Origin of the sequence: Serratia sp. M24T3, from assembly GCF_000257645.1 — a bacterium.
GTDB lineage: Bacteria > Pseudomonadota > Gammaproteobacteria > Enterobacterales > Enterobacteriaceae > Rouxiella.
Genome location: NZ_AJHJ01000005.1, coordinates 120,491 through 140,057, shown reverse-complemented (window position 1 = coordinate 140,057; position 19,567 = coordinate 120,491). Strand labels below are relative to the sequence as shown.

The window sequence follows — 19,567 nt, the reverse complement described above, 5'->3', positions numbered from 1 at the left end:
TGTGGATATTACAAATAAACAATTAACCTTATAAACAATAAGGGTGAAGGCCTTTACTTCCTTCACCCCTGGTTATTATTTTAGCACTAAAACACTTCTAAAGTTCGATAACCGCTGTGGTCAACCGGGAAATACAGCAAAGCTGCTCATTTTCATCGAATATTTTGATTTCCCATACCTGATTACGTCGTCCAACGTGTAAGGGGCGGCAAACTCCGGTCACATAACCACTGTGTGCGGCTTTAAGATGATTGGCATTTACCTCGATACCGACGATTTGCTGGTCACCGTGAGTGCATAAATATCCCGCCATTGAGCCAAGAGATTCAGCCAACACCACCGATGCGCCACCGTGCAATAGCTTGAAAGGCTGTGTGGTACGTGAGTCGACTGGCATAGTCGCCTCCAGCCGGTCATCGGCCAGCAAGGTAAACTCGATGCCAATATGTCCAACCATGCATCCCTGGCTGGTTTTATTGAGTTCATCGAGTGTGGTTTCGCGTTTCCAGAGTGCCACGGTAATCTCCCCTGTTCTGGTAAAATTAAATCAGTTCAACCAATGCCTGCAGCGGGTGACGCAATCCATTACCTTCAATACGTTTGACCTGACTGCGGCAGGAATAACCGGTTGCCAGACAGCGTTGGCGTGGAAGGCGTTGCAAAGACTGATGCCAGGAAAGCTCATAAATGCCCAATGAGTTCTGAATATTTTTCGCTTCATGACCATAAGTTCCTGCCATCCCACAGCAACCGACGCTGACGCTCTCCAGTTTTGCGCCAAAGCGAGCAAAGATGTCGCCCCACTGTTTGCCGCTGGTCGGCAGCGCGGTGCTTTCCGTACAGTGTCCAAACAGATACCAGGATTCGCCGCTCTGCTGCATCTCCGGTTTGTCGGCCAGCAAAGTTATCAACCATTCATGAACTAGCTGCACCTGGAAAGAACCGCGCGACTCGCCAAGAATTTCTTTATATTCATCGCGATAACAAAGAACCAGCGCAGGATCAACGCCGACCATTGGCATGCCAAGCTGTGAAACCCGATTCAGAAACAGAGAGGTCTTTTTCGCGGTATTAGCAAAACGTTGCAGGAAGCCTTTGACATGCTGAGCTTTACCGTTTGGCGAAAACGGCAGCAACACCGGTTTGAGGTTGAACTTCTCGACCAACCGCACGAAATCAGCCACTACTTTTGCATCGTAATAGCTGGTAAACGGATCTTGTACGATTAACACGTACTGACTGCGATCCGCCGGAGCAATGCTCTCAAGCTGTTCCAGCGTCATAGTTGCGGCACTGTGCCCTGAAAGTTGCTCACGCAAAGACGGGGAAGACAGCAACGGCAAATCCACCATGCCAACGCTTTTGCGGCTCAGCTCGCGCACCCAAGGCTGTTTAAAGAAGAAATTAAACACTTTTGGCGCGCGTGACATCAGCGGAGCATAGCTTTCGACACTGGCAACAACATAATCGCTGGCAGGGCGCAGATAGCGGGTGTGATAAAGCTGCAAGAAACGCGAACGGAAGCCGGGAACATCAATTTTTATCGGACACTGTGTGGAACAGGCCTTACAGGCCAGACAGCCCGACATCGCGTCTTTCACTTCATGTGAGAAATCGTACTCGCCTTTGCTGGCATACCAGCTGTTCCGCGTTTTCTCAATCAGGGTTCTGAAGCTCATCGCCTGTTGCGGCAACGCCTGCTCCAGCGCCAAAGGTTCGACGCCCTGCTCTGAAAGTAATCTCAGCCATTCGCGTACCATTCCGGCACGGCCTTTTGGTGAATGAATGCGACTGCCAGTAATTTTAAAAGACGGGCACATCGGGCTTTTGACATCAAAGTTAAAGCATAGCCCGTTACCGTTACACTCCATTGCGCCACGAAACGCGGTGCGAACTTCAACCGGAATTCGACGATCGAGGGTGCCGCGCTTGGCAGCATCCACCTTCATCATCGGCTCGTCGCTGTCGAGTGCAGAACAAATCTTACCTGGATTAAGGCGGTTTGCCGGATCAAAAGCGGTTTTAATGCGACGCAGCTCGTGGAACAAGGTCTCACCAAAGAAAGCCGGACTGTATTCGGCGCGGAAACCTTTACCATGCTCGCCCCAAAGCAATCCGCCGTATTTCGCTGTCAAAGCAACAACTTCATCGGAAATTTTCTTCAGCAGCATCTCCTGTTGCGGGTCACACATGTCCAGCGCGGGGCGCACATGTAAAACGCCAGCATCAACGTGGCCGAACATGCCATAGCTGAGATTATGGCTATCAAGCAGTGCGCGAAACTCAACAATATAGTCGGCGAGATGCTCTGGTGGCACGCAGGTATCTTCGGCAAACGGCAACGGTTTTGCCGCGCCTTTGGTATTACCCAACAGGCCAACGGATTTCTTGCGCATATTATAGATACGTTCAATGCCGCCGAGGTCAGCACAAATCTGATAGCCAATTACCCCGCCCTGCTCTTCGTGTATCAAGCCATCAAGGCGCTCGCACAAAGATTCGACCTGCTTTTCGATCAAAGCCTGATCATCACCGGCAAACTCGACAATATTCAGCCCTTGCATGTCTTTGCCTGGCACGTCGTTAATGTATTCACTGACGGTGTGCCAAACGATGTCTTCACGCGCCAGATTTAGCACCTTGGAATCGACAGTTTCTACCGACAGCGCTTTCGCTTCGACCATCAAAGGCGCATTGCGTAATGCCGAGTTAAACGAATCGTACTTTATATTGACCAAACGTCTGACTTTAGGGATTGGTGTAATATTCAGACGCGCTTCGGTTATAAAGGCTAATGTCCCTTCGGAACCGGTCAGGATGCGGGTTAAATCGAAAGTATTGAGATCGTCGCTAAGCACGTGGCGCAGGTCATAACCGGTGAGGAAACGGTTGAGTTTAGGGAACTTGTCAATCACTAATTGGCGATTATCGCGACAGCTTTCCAGCACGGTGCGATAAATTTGTCCGATAATGGAGTTCTCTTCCCCCAGCTGTTCTGCAAGCCCTGTCGGGATCGCCTTGGTGTCCAGCAGCTCGCCGCCCAACACCACTGCGCGAATACCCAACACGTGATCGGAAGTTTTGCCATAAACCAGAGAACCTTGCCCAGAGGCGTCAGTGTTAATCATACCGCCAAGGGTTGCGCGGTTACTGGTCGATAATTCTGGCGAGAAGAAATACCCCAGCGGCCGCAGGAAGTCGTTAAGCTGGTCTTTAATAACGCCGGCTTCGACTTTGACCCAGCCAGCATCAGTATCGATATCGAGAATGCGGTTCATATGTCGCGACATATCAACGACTATCCCGCGATTAAGCGACTGGCCATTCGTTCCTGTGCCACCACCGCGCGGAGTAAAGACCAGAGATTTGAATCTTTCCTGACCGGCCAATCTTGCCAGTAATGCAACATCAGAGGTGGCTCGCGGGAATAATACGGCATCAGGTAAAAGCTGGTAAACACTGTTGTCAGTCGCCATAGTTAGACGATCGGCGTAGCTTGTTGCCATGTCGCCCGTGAAACCGTCTTTCTTTAACGCTTCCAAAAAGTCGAGCACCAGCTGAATGACTCCGGGTGCCTGAGAAATTTGTGGGATCATTGATTACGACTCTGTCTTTGTTGTTGTTTGCAGGCCTGTAGGCGGCCGCTGGATCCGTAAAACGCATCCACCCTGTCTAAAGCAACCTAAAAACTAACATACTTCGTTTTCCTGCGCTCCGTCTGCTTGTCATAAAACATAAACTTTGGCACGTAGTGCAATTAAAATTCCATTGCTCCTATAGGAAATTTTCGGCTAATACCTCATGCTTAGAAGGAACTTTTGATGCCTGAATCAGGCCATGTTGCTTTGCTTTCTTATACGAGAATGAATGATTGATGAATCTCCCGAACAAAAATTATGATTTGCCGCAAATCATGTTTGGCGTGCTTTTTATAGCCTTGATGACTATTGCCAGTATATGGGTGGTAAAGCCTTTTATACTTGGTTTTGCCTGGGCCGGGATGATAGTCATTGCCACTTGGCCGGTAATGATTCGCCTGCAGAATTTATTATGGGGAAAACGCATTCTGGCAGTCATTGTGATGACGCTCCTATTGATCCTGCTGTTTGTCTTGCCGATTGCCTTACTGATTTCCAGCGCAGTTGAAAACAGTGCCCCCTTGGCCAGACTGGCGAGCAATCCTTCTCAACTTCACCTGCCCGACTTTGCCTGGCTGCGCGAAATACCGTTTGTCGGCAAAAGTACCTATAACGGATGGCACACATTGATTAACAGCGGCGGCAGTGCGCTGGCAGCAAAAGTACAACCTTATGTCGGCCAGACTGCCAGTTGGTTCGTTTCACAGGCCGCCAATATTGGCCGCTTCTTCTTGCACTGTTCTTTAATGTTGCTGTTCAGCGCCCTGCTTTATAGCCGTGGTGAACACGTCGGCATGGGCATTCGTCATTTTGCCATTCGCCTGGCAGGTGGGCGAGGCGATGCGGCCGTAATTTTAGCCGGTCAGGCTATTCGCGCCGTGGCTCTGGGGGTAGTTGTCACCGCCATTGTACAATCGGTGCTTGGGGGAATTGGCTTGGCCGTGGTGGGCGTTCAATATGCCACTTTATTAACCGTGGTGATGTTTGTCTGCTGCGTGGCGCAGATTGGTCCTCTATTGGTGCTGATACCGGCCATCATTTGGCTCTATTGGACCGGTGATAACACCTGGGCTACCGTTTTGCTGGTTTGGAGCTGCGTAGTTGCCTCGCTTGATAGCGTATTACGTCCAATGCTTATCCACATGGGAGCAGACCTGCCAATATTATTGATACTTTCTGGCGTTATCGGCGGGTTAGTGGCGTTTGGCATGATTGGATTATTTATTGGACCTGTCGTGTTAGCCGTGTCATATCGTCTGATTTCTCTGTGGGTTAATGAAGCACCTGAACCTGAAGAGGATTTAGAGGAAGTAAATAAGCTGCTTGGGGAGTAATTTTTTCTCTTTTAGCCTGCCCGCTGGTAATTAAATCGCCAAAGCGGGCAGTAATAATAAAAATCCGAAAACCCATAGCTTGAAATATTTTTATCAAATTAAATTTTATAGCTATAAATTAATCCGTTATATATAACAACATACAGCCATAATAATTAAAAAACCTTCCTGACAGAGTGACTTGAACCATCCTATTAAGATAATTCTTAGAGACTAAGTTAGTATGGGATCTTAGTATTGATGACAGTTGTAATTTCAACCTCATGATTTATATGTAGGCTTTTTTATAAAGCTTACATCCCAAAGAATTGCTGTGTGTAGTCTTTGCCTGTCTTTTAAGACGGGCCTTTTTTTTCTAACCTCTGCCTTTCCACTCTCTATACAATTAGTTGTTTGCACATTAACAGTGCGAAAAAACAATATTATTTTAAAATTTAAAATAATATCGTTACACTTTAATTAACCCCCTCTTTTAAGTAGTGATTTCTGAATTTTGAAGAAATAATATTGATAAATTTATTTAAACATTCCCATTTAAAAGAGAATAAAAAAGCCGCAATCGTATTTATGATTGCGGCCAGTATTTCTACTTTACAATTCTAAAATTGCATAATTAAGAGATTAAGATTTCTCGCCCAGTGCTAACCAGGTTTGAACTACAGTATCTGGATTAAGCGACAGGCTATCAATGCCTTCCTCCATCAACCATTGGGCAAAGTCCTGATGATCAGATGGACCCTGACCACAGATACCCACATACTTCCCTTGACGTTTTGCTGATTTTATCGCCATGGAAAGCAGCATTTTAACGGCCTCATTGCGCTCATCAAACAGTTCAGAAACCACGCCAGAATCGCGATCAAGTCCGAGAGCGAGCTGAGTCATATCATTAGAACCAATGGAGAATCCGTCGAAATGCTCAAGGAACTGGTCAGCCAACAATGCGTTTGAAGGAATTTCACACATCATAATGACTTTAAGACCATTTTCTCCACGTTTTAAACCCTGGTTCGCTAATTCGGTCACCACAGCCTCAGCCTGTGCAACGGTGCGCACAAATGGAATCATAATTTCTACGTTGGTCAGATCCATATCATTACGCACACGTTTCACCGCTTCGCATTCGAGCGCAAAACAGTCCCGGAAGCTTTCGGAAACATAGCGGCCAGCCCCACGGAAGCCCAACATCGGGTTTTCCTCATGCGGCTCGTATTTTTCTCCACCGACCAAATTGGCGTATTCATTGGACTTGAAGTCTGACAAACGAACAATCACGCGTTTCGGCCAGAATGCAGCTCCGAGTGTCGCGATCCCTTCAGTCAAACGAGCAATATAGTATTCTACCGGGCTGTCATAGCCCTGAATAAGTTTATTAATTTCTTGCTGTAGCGCCGGTTCCTGCTTGTCGAACTCCAGCAAAGCTTTCGGGTGCACACCAATCATGCGATTGATAATAAATTCCAAACGTGCCAGTCCCACGCCTTCATTAGGCAGACAGGCGAAATCGAAAGCCCGGTCCGGGTTACCGATGTTCATCATTATTTTTAACGGCAACTCAGGGAGCTCATTGACTTCGGAGCTCTGGATGCTGAAATCGAGCTGGTCTTGATAAACGTAGCCAGTATCCCCCTCTGAACAAGAGACCGTGACTTTCTGATTTTCAGCCAGACGCTCTGTGGCATCACCGCAGCCCACTACCGCAGGAATGCCCAGCTCACGGGCAATAATTGCCGCATGGCAAGTACGCCCACCGCGATTGGTAACAATGGCCGACGCTTTTTTCATGATGGGCTCCCAATCAGGATCCGTCATGTCGGTTACTAAAACATCGCCTGCTTTAACATGATGCATTTCGCTGATGTTGTGGATAATTTTAACCGGCCCGGCACCGATGCGATGCCCAATTGCACGACCTTCCACCAGCACTTTGCTTTTGCCATTAAGTTGGTAGCGTTCCATAACCTGACCGTTGGAACGAACAGTTTCAGGACGCGCCTGTACAATGTATAGCTTGCCATTATGGCCGTCTTTCGCCCATTCGATATCCATTGGCCGCTGATAGTGTTGTTCAATCAACAGCGCCTGGCGGGCCAAATCCTGGATTTCCTGATCTGTAAGTGAGAATTTCTGGCTCAACTCTTCAGGCACGTCTTCTATTTGTACCTGTTCGCCATGCTCCTGGCTGTCGGCATAGACCATGCGGATTTTTTTCGATCCCATGGTGCGTCGTACGATTGATGGCTTATTTTTCGCCAGCGTCGGTTTATGCACATAGAACTCGTCAGGATTCACCGCGCCCTGCACCACCATTTCCCCAAGACCATAAGCCGAGGTTATAAATACAACCTGGTCAAATCCTGATTCAGTATCAATGGTGAACATTACTCCCGCTGCGGCCAGGTCAGAGCGCACCATGCGTTGTACACCAGCCGATAGCGCCACGCCGCGATGGTCATAGCCCTGATGAACACGATAAGAAATAGCTCGATCGTTAAACAGGGAGGCGTAAACGTGTTTAACCGCAGTCAATACCGCCTCAAACCCGTGCACATTCAGGAAGGTTTCTTGCTGTCCGGCAAAGGAAGCATCTGGCATATCTTCTGCTGTTGCGGAAGAGCGAACGGCAAAAGAGGCATCGGGCTCACCTTCAGAAAGCTGCTGATAGGCGGCACGAAGATCTTTTTCCATTTCAGGCAGGAAAGGTGTTTCGACAATCCATTGTCTAATCTGTGAACCGGCCTTGGCCAGCTGAGTAATGTCATCGACGTCGGTTTGATCCAGCAAGTCATAGATGCGCTTGTTAACGCCACTTTGATCAAGGAAATCGTTGAATGCCTGGGAGGAAGTAGCAAAACCATTGGGCACAGAAACACCCAAGTCAGTTAAGTTGGTAATCATTTCACCCAGAGAGGCATTTTTACCTCCAACTTTATCAACGTCGTGCATCCCCAACTGGTTATACCAGATAACATTGCGCAAATCAGAATCGAGATTGGCCATGAAACAATCCTTTCTTTTTAGGGCGTAAATTAGAGAGTAAGTGTCATAAGACAAATGCATTAAATTTAGGGCAAAATTTACCCAAGCAATTCAGACTAGCATAATGATCCATATCCATAAGAGGGGTGAATCGATCCAGCCAATCAATATTTTTGGCTTTAGGAATAATCACCCATCCATTTTAAATACAGATCACAAAAATATGAAAATTTGTTGAAAATCAGCCTGTCAGTGACGTTAAAGCGTCGAACATATTAACCCTACACTGTTTGCTGAAAGCCTGCTGAAGCAAGCTCCAACGCTTCGAGGATTCTCGTAAAATTTGAAATATCATTTCACTTCTTGCACGGGATTTGTGGCAGGTCTCGAAAATACAATAATAATGTCTAACATTGCTTTTTTATTAAGAGTAAACACGTTAATAATAAAATCCTGATAAAGAGTATTCGCAAGATTTCACATTCGGCAGATTTAACCTACTCCATTTTTTAAATAGAGGTGAGGGCCAGGATGGTGAATAAAAGTATAGTGAAAGACCAAGCATTCGGGGGCTTCATGGACAGATGCGTATTTTATATTTCAGACGGCACCGCCATTACCGCAGAGGTGCTAGGCCACGCCGTGCTGTCTCAGTTTCCGGTCAATGCCACCACTTTTTCACTGCCTTTTGTGGAAAATGAAGGTCGTGCAAAAGCAGTGTGCCAGCAAATTAATGATATTTATGAAAAGACCGGTGTCCGGCCACTGGTCTTTTATTCGATTATCTCCATTGAGGTGCGCGACATCATCGCCAGCAGTCAGGGATTTTGTCAGGACATTGTTCAGGCACTGGTCGCCCCGCTGCAAAACGAATTAGGGGTCGAACCCTCGCCGATTGCCAATCGCACTCACGGCCTGACCGCCAGCAACATCAGTAAATACGACGCGCGAATTGCGGCTATCGACTATACCCTTGCCCACGATGACGGTATTTCATTGCGAAACCTTGAACAGGCACAGGTGATACTTCTTGGCGTGTCTCGCTGCGGTAAAACACCGACGAGCCTATATCTGGCATTACAGTTTGGCATTCGCGCGGCTAACTACCCTTTTACTGCCGACGACATGGACAACATTCAGCTACCTGCAGCACTTAAGCCTCACATGCAAAAGCTTTTTGGCCTGACTATCGATCCTGAACGACTGGCGGCAATTCGTCAGGAACGGGTTGAAAATAGCCGCTATGCATCATTAAGGCAGTGCCGGGTAGAGGTGTCAGAGGTTGAAGCACTGTTTCGTAAAAACCAAATTCGCTATCTGAACAGCACTAACTACTCTGTCGAAGAAATTTCAGCAAAAATCCTCGACAGTTTCGGCATGAGTCGCCGCATGTTCTAGGGTTATTTAGGCGATGAATAGATTAACCATTATCAATTTATGCGGGAATTTATTGAGATAAGCCAGATTAACTCGCAACGACGGTTGAATTGATCAGATTTTGCGTTATTGTGACATTCATCACTTCCCGGTACTCCTGCCGTTGCGAAGAACAAAATTTTAGAGATTCACATGTCACAAACAGATGAACTGCGCACCACCCGTGTTAGCAGTCTGATAACACCAAAGGCGCTGGCTGAAAAATTGCCGGTTTCCGCAGCCGTTGCAGCTAATGTCACCGAATCGCGTCAACGCATTGAGAAAATTATCAGCGGCGAAGATAAACGCCTGCTGGTTGTCGTCGGGCCATGTTCGATTCACGATATTGAAGCCGCTATCGATTATGCGGGTAAGCTCAACGTTTTGCGCGAGAAGTATAAAGACAGTCTCGAGATTGTCATGCGCACCTATTTTGAAAAGCCACGCACCGTCGTTGGCTGGAAAGGCCTAATCTCCGATCCGGACCTCAATGGCAGCTACCGTGTTAATCACGGGATTGAGCTTGCTCGTAAAGTACTGCTGGCTATCAACGAAATCGGATTGCCAACCGCAACCGAGTTCCTCGATATGGTCATCGGCCAGTATTTTGCCGACTTGATTAGCTGGGGAGCGATTGGTGCACGGACAACAGAAAGCCAAATCCACCGTGAGATGGCTTCTGCACTCTCCTGCCCAGTTGGATTTAAAAACGGCACCGACGGCAATACCCAAATCGCTATCGATGCCATTCGAGCCTCGCGGGTCAGCCACATGTTCCTGTCACCAGACAAAGACGGTCAGATGACGGTTTACCGCACCTCCGGTAACCCTTATGGCCACGTAATTATGCGCGGCGGAAAAACGCCTAACTATCATGCTGCCGATATCACTCAGGCTTGCGAAAACCTTGCCGAGTTTGACTTGCCGCAGCGCCTGGTGGTGGATTTCAGTCACGGCAACTGTCAGAAGCAGCATCGTCGCCAGTTACTGGTCGCGGAAGATATTTGCCAGCAAATTCGCAACGGTGGCACAGGTATCGCCGGGATTATGGCGGAAAGCTTTATTGAAGAAGGTACGCAGAAGATTGTCAGCGGAGAACCTCTGGTTTACGGTAAATCTATCACTGACCCTTGCCTGAGCTGGAAAGATACTGAAACTCTTCTGGCGATGCTGGACGAGGCAACGCGCAGTCGTTTCTGATGCATAAATGCAGCCTCTATGGTCATCGTAGAGCGTTCGGATATAAGGGGCCTCGTGGCCCCTTTTTGTATTTTTATATTCTGATAATTTAGTCACTGTGAGTCACGGGCATTTATTGCCGCGACTTGTCAGTGCGTAATGTTATTAAAAATCGCTTGCCGTAACTCGACATTCATTTGATAATGATTATCAAAGTGATATTAATTACCATTAACATCAAAGGCTTTGTGCCTATTATTTCTTCGCGAGAGCCCTCATGACCCAAGTCAGCTATGAAACTTATCTGCAAGCTAAACAACAAAACCCAGGAAAATATCCCCGGGATTTAGCCGGTATTCTGGGTGTCAGTGAAGCCGAATTGACCGAAGCGCGCCTGTCCCATGATGCGATTCGCCTGGATGTTGACGCGCGCACCCTGCTCCCTCAGCTTGAACACCTGGGCGGTACTAAATCGATTACCCGCAATGAATACGCGGTTCACGAGCAGCAGGGTGAGTACAAAAATCAGCATCTCAATGGCCATGCCGGACTGATTCTCAATCCGCGAGCTCTCGATCTGCGCCTGTTCCTTAGTCAGTGGCAAACAGTTTATGCCCTGACTGAACAGTCACCGAAAGGCCCTCGCCACAGCCTGCAATTCTTTGACGCGCAGGGTTATGCGGTGCATAAAATCTACGCAACTGAAGAAACTATTCTCGAAAAATGGGTGGCGCTGGTTGAACAATATTCGGCAAAAACGCCTATCGCGCTGCAAATAACACCGGCTGACGCGGTCACTCAGACAGTTGCCGATACCGAGGGATTAGACGCTGAATGGCGAAAAATGACCGACGTTCATCAGTTCTTTCAAATTTTGCGCCGTCGCAACCTGACGCGTCAGCAAGCGTTTCGCGCGGTGGATGATGATCTGGCCTATCGGGTGGATAATGGTGCGCTGGCCAAAATTTTGAATACCGCCAGCGAAGACAAAAATGAAATCATGATTTTTGTCAGCAACAAAGGCTGTGTACAAATTTTTACCGGTCAAATTGAAAAGGTGCTGCCGCACGGCGAATGGATCAATGTATTTAATTCACGCTTCACGCTGCATGTGGTCGAATCGGCCATTGCTGAAAGTTGGGTAACTCGCAAACCGACTAAAGACGGCTTCGTCACTAGCCTCGAGCTTTTTGCCGCTGACGGCAGCCAAATTGCACAATTATTTGGCCAACGAACTGAAGGCCAGCCTGAGCAAAGCACCTGGCGTGAACAGATCTCTGCTTTGATTGCACAAGGCGTGGCTGCATGAAAACCGGTCTAAAGCCCCTGATTGCGGCTCTTTGTCTGGCCACATTTTTCTCGGCACAGGCGGCCGAGCGAGTGGTCAGCATCGGCGGTGACGTGACCGAAATTGTCTACGCTCTCGGCGCAGGAGATGAGTTAGTGGCGCGCGATAGCACCAGCACTCATCCCAGTCAGGCGATGAAATTACCCGATATTGGCTATATGCGCATGCTGAATGCCGAGGGAATCTTATCTACCAAACCGACGCTGGTCCTGAGTTCTGATTTAGCGCAGCCCTCTCTGGCGCTGCAACAGGTCGCGCAGACGAATGTCAAAGTCGTGCGCGTGCCGGGTAATCCTACTCTTGATACCGTGGTGCAAAAGATTGAAGTCATCGCTACAGCATTAAATCGTCAGGCACAGGGCGAAAAGTTAATTGCCGATTATCTTAGCCAGCTTGGCGCAGTAAAAGGTCCGCTGCTGCATGTCAAAGTGCTGTTTATCATGAGTCACGGCGGTATGAGCTCGATGGCTGCGGGGCAAAACACCGCCGCCGATGCAATTATGACCTCTGCAGGAACGCAAAATGCGATGCAGGGATTTAGCCGCTATCGGCCACTGTCGCAGGAAGGCATCGTGGCCGCGGCTCCGGATCTTTTGCTATTAACAACCGATGGCGTTAAAACGCTTGGCGGCATTGATAATGTCTGGAAACTTCCGGGTCTTGCCATGACTCCTGCCGGGCGTAGCAAACGTGTGTTGGTGGTTGATGATATGGCGCTTCTGGGATTCGGTCTGGAAACGCCTATGGCTTTGGCAAAACTTCGTCAGGCAGCGGAACAAGTAAAATGAGTAGCCTCAGCACGCCCGCATATCAGCGTATTCCGGTTCAAGTCTGGACTTTGCTTGCTCTGACGGCGCTGCTTGTAATATTGAGTCTGATGGCCGCCAATAGCGGCGCTGTCTCCTTGTCTATCACAACGTTGCTACACCAGCCCTTTGATCGGCAATTATGGCAAATTTGGCTCACCATTCGCTTGCCGCGAGTTTTACTGGCTGTCATCGTAGGCTGTGGGCTGGCCTGCTCTGGCACGGTAATGCAGGGAGTTTTTCGCAATCCGCTGGCCGATCCCGGCCTGCTTGGAATTAGCAGCGGCGCAGCATTGTTCGTCGCGCTGATGATTGTCTTTCCGTTTTCTCTTCCCAATTTTCTAATGCTGTATAGCCAGATGCTTGGCGCGTTCTGTGGCAGTCTGGCAATCTCTTTCATTGTTTTCCTGCTTAGTCGCATGGGGCATAACGGACTTTCGAGGCTATTGCTGGCCGGTATTGCCATTAACGCCATCTGCGGAGCCGCCGTCGGTGTGCTGACCTATCTCAGCAACGACAGCCAGCTGCGCCAGTTTTCCCTCTGGAGCATGGGCACATTGGGTCAGGCACAATGGCCGACTGTAACGGTAGCCGCATCGGTTATCGTTCCCGCCAGCATTGCGACTCAGTTTTTAGCCCGTAAACTTAACCTGTTGCAGCTTGGCGATGAAGATGCCCATTATCTTGGCGTCAACGTTCGCCAGACTCAGCGCATACTTTTATTGCTGAGTGCCCTGCTGGTTGGTGCTTGTGTGGCAGTTTGCGGGATTATTGGTTTCATTGGGCTGGTTATCCCCCACCTGTTGCGGATGCAGATTGGTGCCGACCACCGCTGGCTGTTGCCCGGATCAGCTCTCGGCGGTGCGTGCCTTTTGCTGCTGGCCGATACGTTAGCGAGAACGCTGGTTGCGCCAGCGGAAATGCCTGTGGGATTGTTGACTGCCTTACTCGGTGGACCTTACTTCCTGTGGTTGATTTTATGCGCTGGAGGGCAACGCCGTGACTGACAGCGCATCAGATTTCACCGAAGTACAAACAAAAAATTTGCTTCAGGCCAATAATCTCAGTTACTCGGTGGGCAATAAAAAGCTGATTAATGATATTTCGCTTCAACTTAAAAGCGGTGAATTGGTGGCGCTAATCGGCCCTAACGGAGCAGGCAAATCAACGTTGCTCAGGCTACTTACCGGGTATTTAACCCCGGAGTCAGGCGGCTGCCATCTGCAGGGGCGACCATTGCAGAGCTGGGAACCGCTTGAGCTGGCCCGCACCAGGGCGGTGATGAGGCAAAACAGTGAACTGGCCTTTGGTTACAGCGTCAAAGAAGTTATCAGCCTGGGTCGTTCCGCGCACAACAATGCCCAGCTACAACACGCGTTGCAGCAGGTACTTGAACAGACTGACTGCCTGACGTTGGCCGACTGCGATTATCGCCAACTCTCCGGCGGTGAACAACAACGGGTGCAGCTTGCACGCGTGTTGATTCAACTGTGGAGCACTCAACCTGTACCACGCTGGCTGTTTCTCGATGAACCCACTTCGGCTCTAGACCTTTACCACCAGCAACACAGTCTACGCCTGCTACATCAGTTGACACGCCAGTCGCCGCTTGCAGTTTGCTGTGTGTTGCACGACCTTAATCTTGCCGCGCTTTATGCCGACCGGATCTTACTGTTGCACCAAGGTGAGCTGGTTGCGGCGGGAACGCCCAAAGAAGTACTGCGGGCGGATATTTTACAGCGCTGGTATCGTGCCGACCTTGGCGTAAATACCCATCCTGAAAGCCCCGTCCCACAGGTTTTTTTACGCCATTAAGACGCAGAAGTTCAGGAAAAAATCAGATAATAATCAGGTTTCAATCAGCCCTTTTGCCCTGAATTAGAACAACTGGGCTGACTCTAACTAGCTTAGCTGGAACAGGAAACCTCGAGATGTTTACCCCAATCCGGCGGCAGCGCTGCAAACTCATCAAAACGGCTGTCGTCGCTGTATGGATCTTGCAACGCCTGATGCAACGCCTGCAAACGGGTGATATCGTCAGCCTCAGCCCCTTCAATCGCCTGCTGAGCCAAATAATTTCGCAGGATAATACGCGGATTACTCTTTTTCATCGCCTGTTGGCGAGTCGCATCATCCTGCTGTTCCAACAGCAACCGTTGGCGATAACTTTGATACCAAAGGTCAAACGCCTCGCGGTCGATAAATTCATCGCGCATTGCACTGCGTTCTTCATCAAGCCTAATTTCGCTTAACAGGCGGAAGGTGCGGGTGTAATCACGACCTTCGTTGGCCATCAGGCTCAACAGCCCGGTCAGCACGCTATTGTCTTGCTTGTTCTCGGTAAAGAAGCCCAGCTTGGCACGCATCAGTTTACCGTATTCGATCATTAGCGCCGGCTCATAGGCAGCCAGAGCCTGTTGTAATTCTTCTGTAGACAGCAGCCCGGAAAGCGATTGTGCCAACCGATGCAAATTCCAATAGGCCACTGAAGGCTGATTATCAAAGCTGTAGCGCCCCTGACTGTCGGTATGATTACAGATAAAATCCGGCTTATAGTCATCGAGAAAACCGTAAGGGCCGTAATCGATGGTCAGGCCAAGAATCGACATATTGTCGGTATTCATGACCCCGTGAGCAAAGCCCACGCTTTGCCATTGAGCCATTAGCCTTGCAGTGCGTTCCACGACATCGGTAAACCATTGCAGATAGCGGTCGGCGCCATCGCGCAGCTGCGGCCAAAAATGTTCAATGCAATAGTCAGCCAGCATCGCCACCTGTTCAGGCTGCTTGCGATAGTAAAAATGCTCAAAATGACCAAAACGGATATGGCTCGGCGCGACGCGAACAAGCATGGCACCGCGCTCAGCCTGCTCGCGATAAACCGGCTCATTGCTGGTCACAATGCTCAGCGCACGAGTGGTTGGCACACCGAGATAATGCAGGGCTTCAGAGGCCAGAAATTCACGAACTACAGAACGTAATACGGCTCGGCCATCGCCCATGCGCGAATACGGTGTCAGTCCGGCGCCCTTGAGATGCCAGTCAAGAGAACTGCCGTCTGCCAGTTTTTGCTCACCCAATAATAAACCGCGACCGTCACCGAGTTGCCCGGCCCATTGACCAAACTGATGGCCGCTGTAGACCTGCGCTAACGGCCTCATACCGGGGAAAAGTTTTTCCCCGCTCCAGTAAGCCGAGTTTTCGACGGTAAACAGAGAAGATTCAAGTCCCAATTCTTCGGCCAGCGGCGCGCTGTGATACAGCAAACGTGCGCCCTGCAACGGCGTTGGTTGAAGTTCGGTATAAAAACCGGGTAACTGGTCGAAATACTGGTGTTCGAATTGCGGCATAGCGCCCTCTTTAGACCATCCAACTGCGCATCAAAACCTGACACTGTTCGCGGACGGTACTTTTAATCAATGCCATTCTTGCGGCAGGAAACTGGCTCGCATCTTCGGCTGGGCTGTAGACCGGATGTTTCATTGTATAAAACGTGGTCGCCAGGCCAAACAGAGAAAGCGATCTGATTTGCGTGCGCTCATCATCGACCGAGGTGTCCGAGATGCGAGCGACCAGTCTGGCACCCGCATCATGGATGTGGCAGATTAATTTTTCGTTGAAACGGCTGGCTGCTTTTTCCGGCCCCTGCCCCATCTTGATTCGCACGTGAAACAGGCGACGTTGGTGCGCAGTATTATTGTTCAATACCCGTTCAAGAACGGTATCCAGCATTAGGCAAAACATCTCGATACAGGCTTCTGGTTCAGGATTTTTAACTTGCGCCATCCGCTCCAGCAGCGGCTCAAACCATTCATAGCTCTCATCCGCCAGAAACTCTGCACAAGTGACATACAACCCTTCTTTATTTTCAAAATAATACTGCAATGCCGGAGTGTTGACCCCTGCATGTTTGGCAATAGCGCGGGTTGAAGCGCCTTCAAAACCCAACTCGCCAAACAGGACAATCGCACTGTCGATAATACGTTGCCGCGTTTCATCACCACGGGCATAGCCCCCGGAATCAGGATGGCGCAGCTGTTTAGTTAGGGCGTTATCAGTCATGGCTCTCTTCCAATAGCAAAACATGCGAATTATAACAGTCAAATTGCATAATAAAAGTATATCACTTGACATAAATGTCTCATTCGGAATAAATATATCAATCGGAATAATTTCACTCACAAGGTTCACTCAGTGCTACTAGCCTCCATGACGGCGTCCTCAGAGGCCGCGCCCGCAGTAAATGTTCAACCTCAGTCCAGGAAAAAACGTCGCATTTTGGTGCGACTGGCCATCGGCGTTGCTGTGGTATTACTGCTGGCTTTTTTATATTGGTTTTTTATCGCCCGCTTTAACGAATCCACAGATGATGCCTACATTCAGGCCGATAGTGTGACGCTGGCTCCAAAAGTTTCGGGCTATGTGACAAAAGTACTGGTTAAAGACAACCAGTGGGTAAAAGCCGGCGAGCCGGTGGTGCAGCTTGAAGACGACCAGTATCAGGCTCGGGTCAATCAGGCCACGGCCAATATTTTGGCTGACCAGGCAGCCATCGATCAGGCCAATGCCGAGATTAACCGCCAGAATGCGCAGATTGAACAGGCGCAGGCGCAGCAGCGATCGGCTCAGGTGCAGCTCAATTATTCAAATCATGAATATCAACGCTATCTGCCGCTGGCAGCCAGCGGTGCAGAGAATCAGGAAAAACTGGCCGAACTGCGCCGCAGCCGCGATCAGGCTCAGGCCGATTTCGACGCCAATGTCGCTGCGGTAAAATCAGCTTCGGCACAAATCCTTTCAATGCATGCGCAAATTGAGCAGGCTAAAGCCCAGCTCGCTTCTGCACAGGCCAATCGCGCGCAGTCGGCTATCGACTATCGCGGCACCGTGATTTACAGCACGCTGGAGGGCAGAGTTGGCGACCGCGCGGTTCGCGTGGGTCAATACGTTCAGCCCGGCACTCGATTACTGACCGTAGTCCCTGAAAACGACTTGTATCTCGTTGCCAATTTCAAAGAAACACAGCTGACCCACATGCTTCCCGGCCAGAGCGCGACGCTGCACGTTGATGCATTCCCGGGCCACGATTTCAGCGGCGTGGTAGACAGCTTCGCGCCGGGCACCGGTTCACTGTTCGCCCTGCTGCCACCTGATAACGCCACCGGCAACTTTACCAAAATCGTGCAGCGCGTCCCGGTGCGAATCCGCATTACCGATCACAGCAATCAGGTAAAACGCCTGCTGGCAGGAATGTCGGTCACGGTAGACGTAAACACTCATCCTGATCAGACTCAGGCACAGCCATGAGCACCACAACTGTACCCGAAACTCAGGCCAGTGCCTCGGTAACGGACTGGATTGCGGTATTTGCCGGCGCGCTGGGAGCGCTGATGGCAACGCTGGATATTTCCATTACCAACTCGGCGCTGCCGCAAATTCAAGGGGAAATTGGCGCGACGGGTACGGAAGGCACCTGGATTTCAACCGGCTATCTGCTGTCGGAAATTGTGATGATCCCGCTGGCAGCATGGCTTAGCCGCTTGCTGGGACTGCGAAATTTCCTGCTGTGGTGCGCCTTGATGTTTATCGTATTTTCGGTGATCTGCGGTATTTCAGACAGCCTGACCCAGATGATTATTGGCCGCGTCGGCCAAGGTTTTGCCGGAGGCGCGATGATTCCTACAGCTCAGATGATTATTCGTACTCGTCTGCCGCGACGACAACTCCCCCTCGGGATGTCGATATTTGGCGTTATCGTGATCCTCGGGCCGGTTATGGGCCCGGTTCTGGGCGGGTGGCTCGCCGAAAACGTCAGCTGGAACTGGTGTTTCTTCCTCAATTTACCGGTCGGCATCGGCCTGATAACTTTGCTGCTAACTGGATTACCGAAAGAGAAACCTCATTGGGAAGGCTTCCGCGAAGCCGACTGGCTGGGCATTATCGGGCTCAGCGTGGGTCTGAGCTGCCTGACTGTGGTGCTGGAAGAAGGCCAGCGCGACAACTGGTTTGATTCGACACTGATTATCTGGCTTACCATCGCCATGGTAATGGGATTTATCTTGCTTAGCATCGCGCAAATTACCGTAAAAAAACCGGTCATCAGACTCTCACTGCTGCGCAACCCGCGATATGTCAGCGTATTGGTGATCGTCTTTGTAGTCGGCATGGGGCTTTACTGTGTGTTGTATCTGCTGCCGCAGTTCCTGAGCGGAGTCGCCGGTTACAACGCGCAGCAGTCGGGTATGGTGTTGCTGGTTTCCGGCATCCCCAGCCTGTTGATGATGCCGATCCTGCCGCGAATGTTGCGCAGCGTTGACACCCGTTTTCTGGTCATCGCCGGGGTAGTCCTTTTTGCCGTCAGCTGTTTCCTCGATATCTCACTGACGGCGCAAAGTACTGGTGACGATTTCTTCTGGTCACAGCTGCTGCGCGGCGCGGGCCAAATCATGGCGATGATGCCACTGAATCAGGCGTCGATGGCCGCGGTCAACGACGATGAGGTCGCCGATGCAGCGGGCATTTATAACATGATGCGCAACCTCGGAGGCTCGGTTGGGCTGGCCGTGCTGGGGATCTTTATCGATCGGCAGCGAAAAATGCATGACGACGTGATCAGAGAATCGGTGACCGCCAATTCTCCGCTGGCAGAAAGCCGAATATCGGCCAGTACCGGGCAGTTTTTCAGTCAGAGTGGCGACCTGGTACATGCAAAAATGCAGGCCATGGGGCAATTGGCAAATGAAATCTCCCAGCAGGCACTGGTGATGACCTATTCAGAAGCTTTTTATGTCCTGGGACTTGCGCTGGTGTGTTGTATTCCACTGGCGCTGCTGTTGCGCGCGCCACGTTTAACTAATAAGTGACAGA

Annotated in this window: 14 protein-coding genes and 1 other RNA gene; 10 read left to right on the top strand and 5 right to left on the bottom strand. The window is 50.0% G+C overall.

Annotated features, from left to right (window positions below):
* Nucleotides 1-97 precede the first annotated feature (97 nt).
* Both SPM24T3_RS06410 and SPM24T3_RS06405 read right to left on the bottom strand, forming a co-directional pair.
* Nucleotides 98-457 (bottom strand): hotdog fold thioesterase, encoded by a 360-nt coding sequence (locus tag SPM24T3_RS06410; protein WP_192807934.1) that lies wholly within the window; start codon nt 455-457, stop codon nt 98-100.
* Nucleotides 458-542: 85 nt separating this feature from the next.
* Nucleotides 543-3,596, bottom strand: a complete 3,054-nt coding sequence (locus SPM24T3_RS06405; protein WP_009635909.1) for an FAD-binding and (Fe-S)-binding domain-containing protein — start codon at nt 3,594-3,596, stop codon at nt 543-545.
* Nucleotides 3,597-3,874: 278 nt separating this feature from the next.
* Between SPM24T3_RS06405 and ydiK the strand changes: the two genes are divergently transcribed.
* Together ydiK and rprA are read left to right on the top strand one after the other, a co-directional pair.
* Nucleotides 3,875-4,972 carry an AI-2E family transporter YdiK gene (gene ydiK, locus SPM24T3_RS06400; protein ID WP_009635908.1) on the top strand — a complete coding sequence of 366 codons (1,098 nt, stop codon included), beginning with the start codon at nt 3,875-3,877 and terminating at the stop codon, nt 4,970-4,972.
* Between the two features lie 247 nt (nt 4,973-5,219).
* Nucleotides 5,220-5,328, top strand: an RNA gene (rprA, locus tag SPM24T3_RS24575) — antisense sRNA RprA.
* A gap of 265 nt (nt 5,329-5,593) precedes the next feature.
* Here rprA and ppsA read toward each other — a convergent pair.
* A complete protein-coding gene (gene ppsA / locus SPM24T3_RS06395; RefSeq protein ID WP_009635907.1) occupies nt 5,594-7,972 on the bottom strand; it encodes a phosphoenolpyruvate synthase in 2,379 nt (792 codons plus the stop codon).
* 555 nt (nt 7,973-8,527) lie between these two features.
* On the opposite strand from ppsA, the gene SPM24T3_RS06390 reads away from it, so the two are divergent.
* The 6 genes from SPM24T3_RS06390 (at nt 8,528) to SPM24T3_RS06365 (ending at nt 14,515) form a co-directional block, all read left to right on the top strand.
* Nucleotides 8,528-9,349 carry a pyruvate, water dikinase regulatory protein gene (locus tag SPM24T3_RS06390; protein ID WP_009635906.1) on the top strand — a complete coding sequence of 274 codons (822 nt, stop codon included), beginning with the start codon at nt 8,528-8,530 and terminating at the stop codon, nt 9,347-9,349.
* A gap of 171 nt (nt 9,350-9,520) precedes the next feature.
* Nucleotides 9,521-10,567: a 3-deoxy-7-phosphoheptulonate synthase gene (locus SPM24T3_RS06385; protein WP_009635905.1), complete on the top strand. Its 1,047-nt coding sequence runs from the start codon at nt 9,521-9,523 to the stop codon at nt 10,565-10,567.
* Between the two features lie 256 nt (nt 10,568-10,823).
* Nucleotides 10,824-11,855 carry a hemin-degrading factor gene (locus SPM24T3_RS06380; RefSeq protein ID WP_009635904.1) on the top strand — a complete coding sequence of 344 codons (1,032 nt, stop codon included), beginning with the start codon at nt 10,824-10,826 and terminating at the stop codon, nt 11,853-11,855.
* Complete coding sequence (locus SPM24T3_RS06375) at nt 11,852-12,682, top strand: hemin ABC transporter substrate-binding protein (RefSeq protein ID WP_009635903.1); 831 nt, start codon at nt 11,852-11,854, stop codon at nt 12,680-12,682. Before SPM24T3_RS06380 ends, SPM24T3_RS06375 begins: the two co-directional genes overlap by 4 nt.
* Nucleotides 12,679-13,707 carry an iron ABC transporter permease gene (locus tag SPM24T3_RS06370; protein ID WP_009635902.1) on the top strand — a complete coding sequence of 343 codons (1,029 nt, stop codon included), beginning with the start codon at nt 12,679-12,681 and terminating at the stop codon, nt 13,705-13,707. Before SPM24T3_RS06375 ends, SPM24T3_RS06370 begins: the two co-directional genes overlap by 4 nt.
* Nucleotides 13,700-14,515, top strand: coding sequence for a heme ABC transporter ATP-binding protein (locus SPM24T3_RS06365; protein WP_009635901.1), 816 nt, complete (start codon nt 13,700-13,702; stop codon nt 14,513-14,515). Before SPM24T3_RS06370 ends, SPM24T3_RS06365 begins: the two co-directional genes overlap by 8 nt.
* A 92-nt stretch (nt 14,516-14,607) precedes the next feature.
* Here the strand turns inward: SPM24T3_RS06365 and SPM24T3_RS06360 are convergent, their stop codons facing one another.
* Together SPM24T3_RS06360 and SPM24T3_RS06355 are read right to left on the bottom strand one after the other, a co-directional pair.
* Nucleotides 14,608-16,050, bottom strand: a complete 1,443-nt coding sequence (locus tag SPM24T3_RS06360) for a protein adenylyltransferase SelO (RefSeq protein ID WP_009635900.1) — start codon at nt 16,048-16,050, stop codon at nt 14,608-14,610.
* 10 nt (nt 16,051-16,060) lie between these two features.
* Complete coding sequence (locus SPM24T3_RS06355) at nt 16,061-16,762, bottom strand: CerR family C-terminal domain-containing protein (RefSeq protein ID WP_009635899.1); 702 nt, start codon at nt 16,760-16,762, stop codon at nt 16,061-16,063.
* A gap of 147 nt (nt 16,763-16,909) precedes the next feature.
* On the opposite strand from SPM24T3_RS06355, the gene SPM24T3_RS06350 reads away from it, so the two are divergent.
* Both SPM24T3_RS06350 and SPM24T3_RS06345 read left to right on the top strand, forming a co-directional pair.
* A complete protein-coding gene (locus SPM24T3_RS06350) occupies nt 16,910-18,007 on the top strand; it encodes an HlyD family secretion protein (protein ID WP_009635898.1) in 1,098 nt (365 codons plus the stop codon).
* Nucleotides 18,004-19,563: a DHA2 family efflux MFS transporter permease subunit gene (locus SPM24T3_RS06345; protein ID WP_009635897.1), complete on the top strand. Its 1,560-nt coding sequence runs from the start codon at nt 18,004-18,006 to the stop codon at nt 19,561-19,563. Before SPM24T3_RS06350 ends, SPM24T3_RS06345 begins: the two co-directional genes overlap by 4 nt.
* Nucleotides 19,564-19,567 lie beyond the last annotated feature (4 nt).

Bases quoted from the DNA above. Each gene is read 5' to 3' on its own strand.
- SPM24T3_RS06405 (WP_009635909.1), bottom strand. From the start codon at position 3,596: ATGATCCCACAAATTTCTCAGGCACCCGGAGTCATTCAGCTGGTGCTC.
- ydiK (WP_009635908.1), top strand. From the start codon at position 3,875: ATGAATCTCCCGAACAAAAATTATGATTTGCCGCAAATCATGTTTGGC.
- SPM24T3_RS06370 (WP_009635902.1), top strand. From the start codon at position 12,679: ATGAGTAGCCTCAGCACGCCCGCATATCAGCGTATTCCGGTTCAAGTC.
- SPM24T3_RS06355 (WP_009635899.1), bottom strand. From the start codon at position 16,762: ATGACTGATAACGCCCTAACTAAACAGCTGCGCCATCCTGATTCCGGG.
- SPM24T3_RS06345 (WP_009635897.1), top strand. From the start codon at position 18,004: ATGAGCACCACAACTGTACCCGAAACTCAGGCCAGTGCCTCGGTAACG.
- SPM24T3_RS06390 (WP_009635906.1), top strand. From the start codon at position 8,528: ATGGACAGATGCGTATTTTATATTTCAGACGGCACCGCCATTACCGCA.
- SPM24T3_RS06380 (WP_009635904.1), top strand. From the start codon at position 10,824: ATGACCCAAGTCAGCTATGAAACTTATCTGCAAGCTAAACAACAAAAC.
- ppsA (WP_009635907.1), bottom strand. From the start codon at position 7,972: ATGGCCAATCTCGATTCTGATTTGCGCAATGTTATCTGGTATAACCAG.
- SPM24T3_RS06360 (WP_009635900.1), bottom strand. From the start codon at position 16,050: ATGCCGCAATTCGAACACCAGTATTTCGACCAGTTACCCGGTTTTTAT.
- SPM24T3_RS06350 (WP_009635898.1), top strand. From the start codon at position 16,910: ATGACGGCGTCCTCAGAGGCCGCGCCCGCAGTAAATGTTCAACCTCAG.
- SPM24T3_RS06375 (WP_009635903.1), top strand. From the start codon at position 11,852: ATGAAAACCGGTCTAAAGCCCCTGATTGCGGCTCTTTGTCTGGCCACA.
- SPM24T3_RS06410 (WP_192807934.1), bottom strand. From the start codon at position 457: ATGGTTGGACATATTGGCATCGAGTTTACCTTGCTGGCCGATGACCGG.
- SPM24T3_RS06385 (WP_009635905.1), top strand. From the start codon at position 9,521: ATGTCACAAACAGATGAACTGCGCACCACCCGTGTTAGCAGTCTGATA.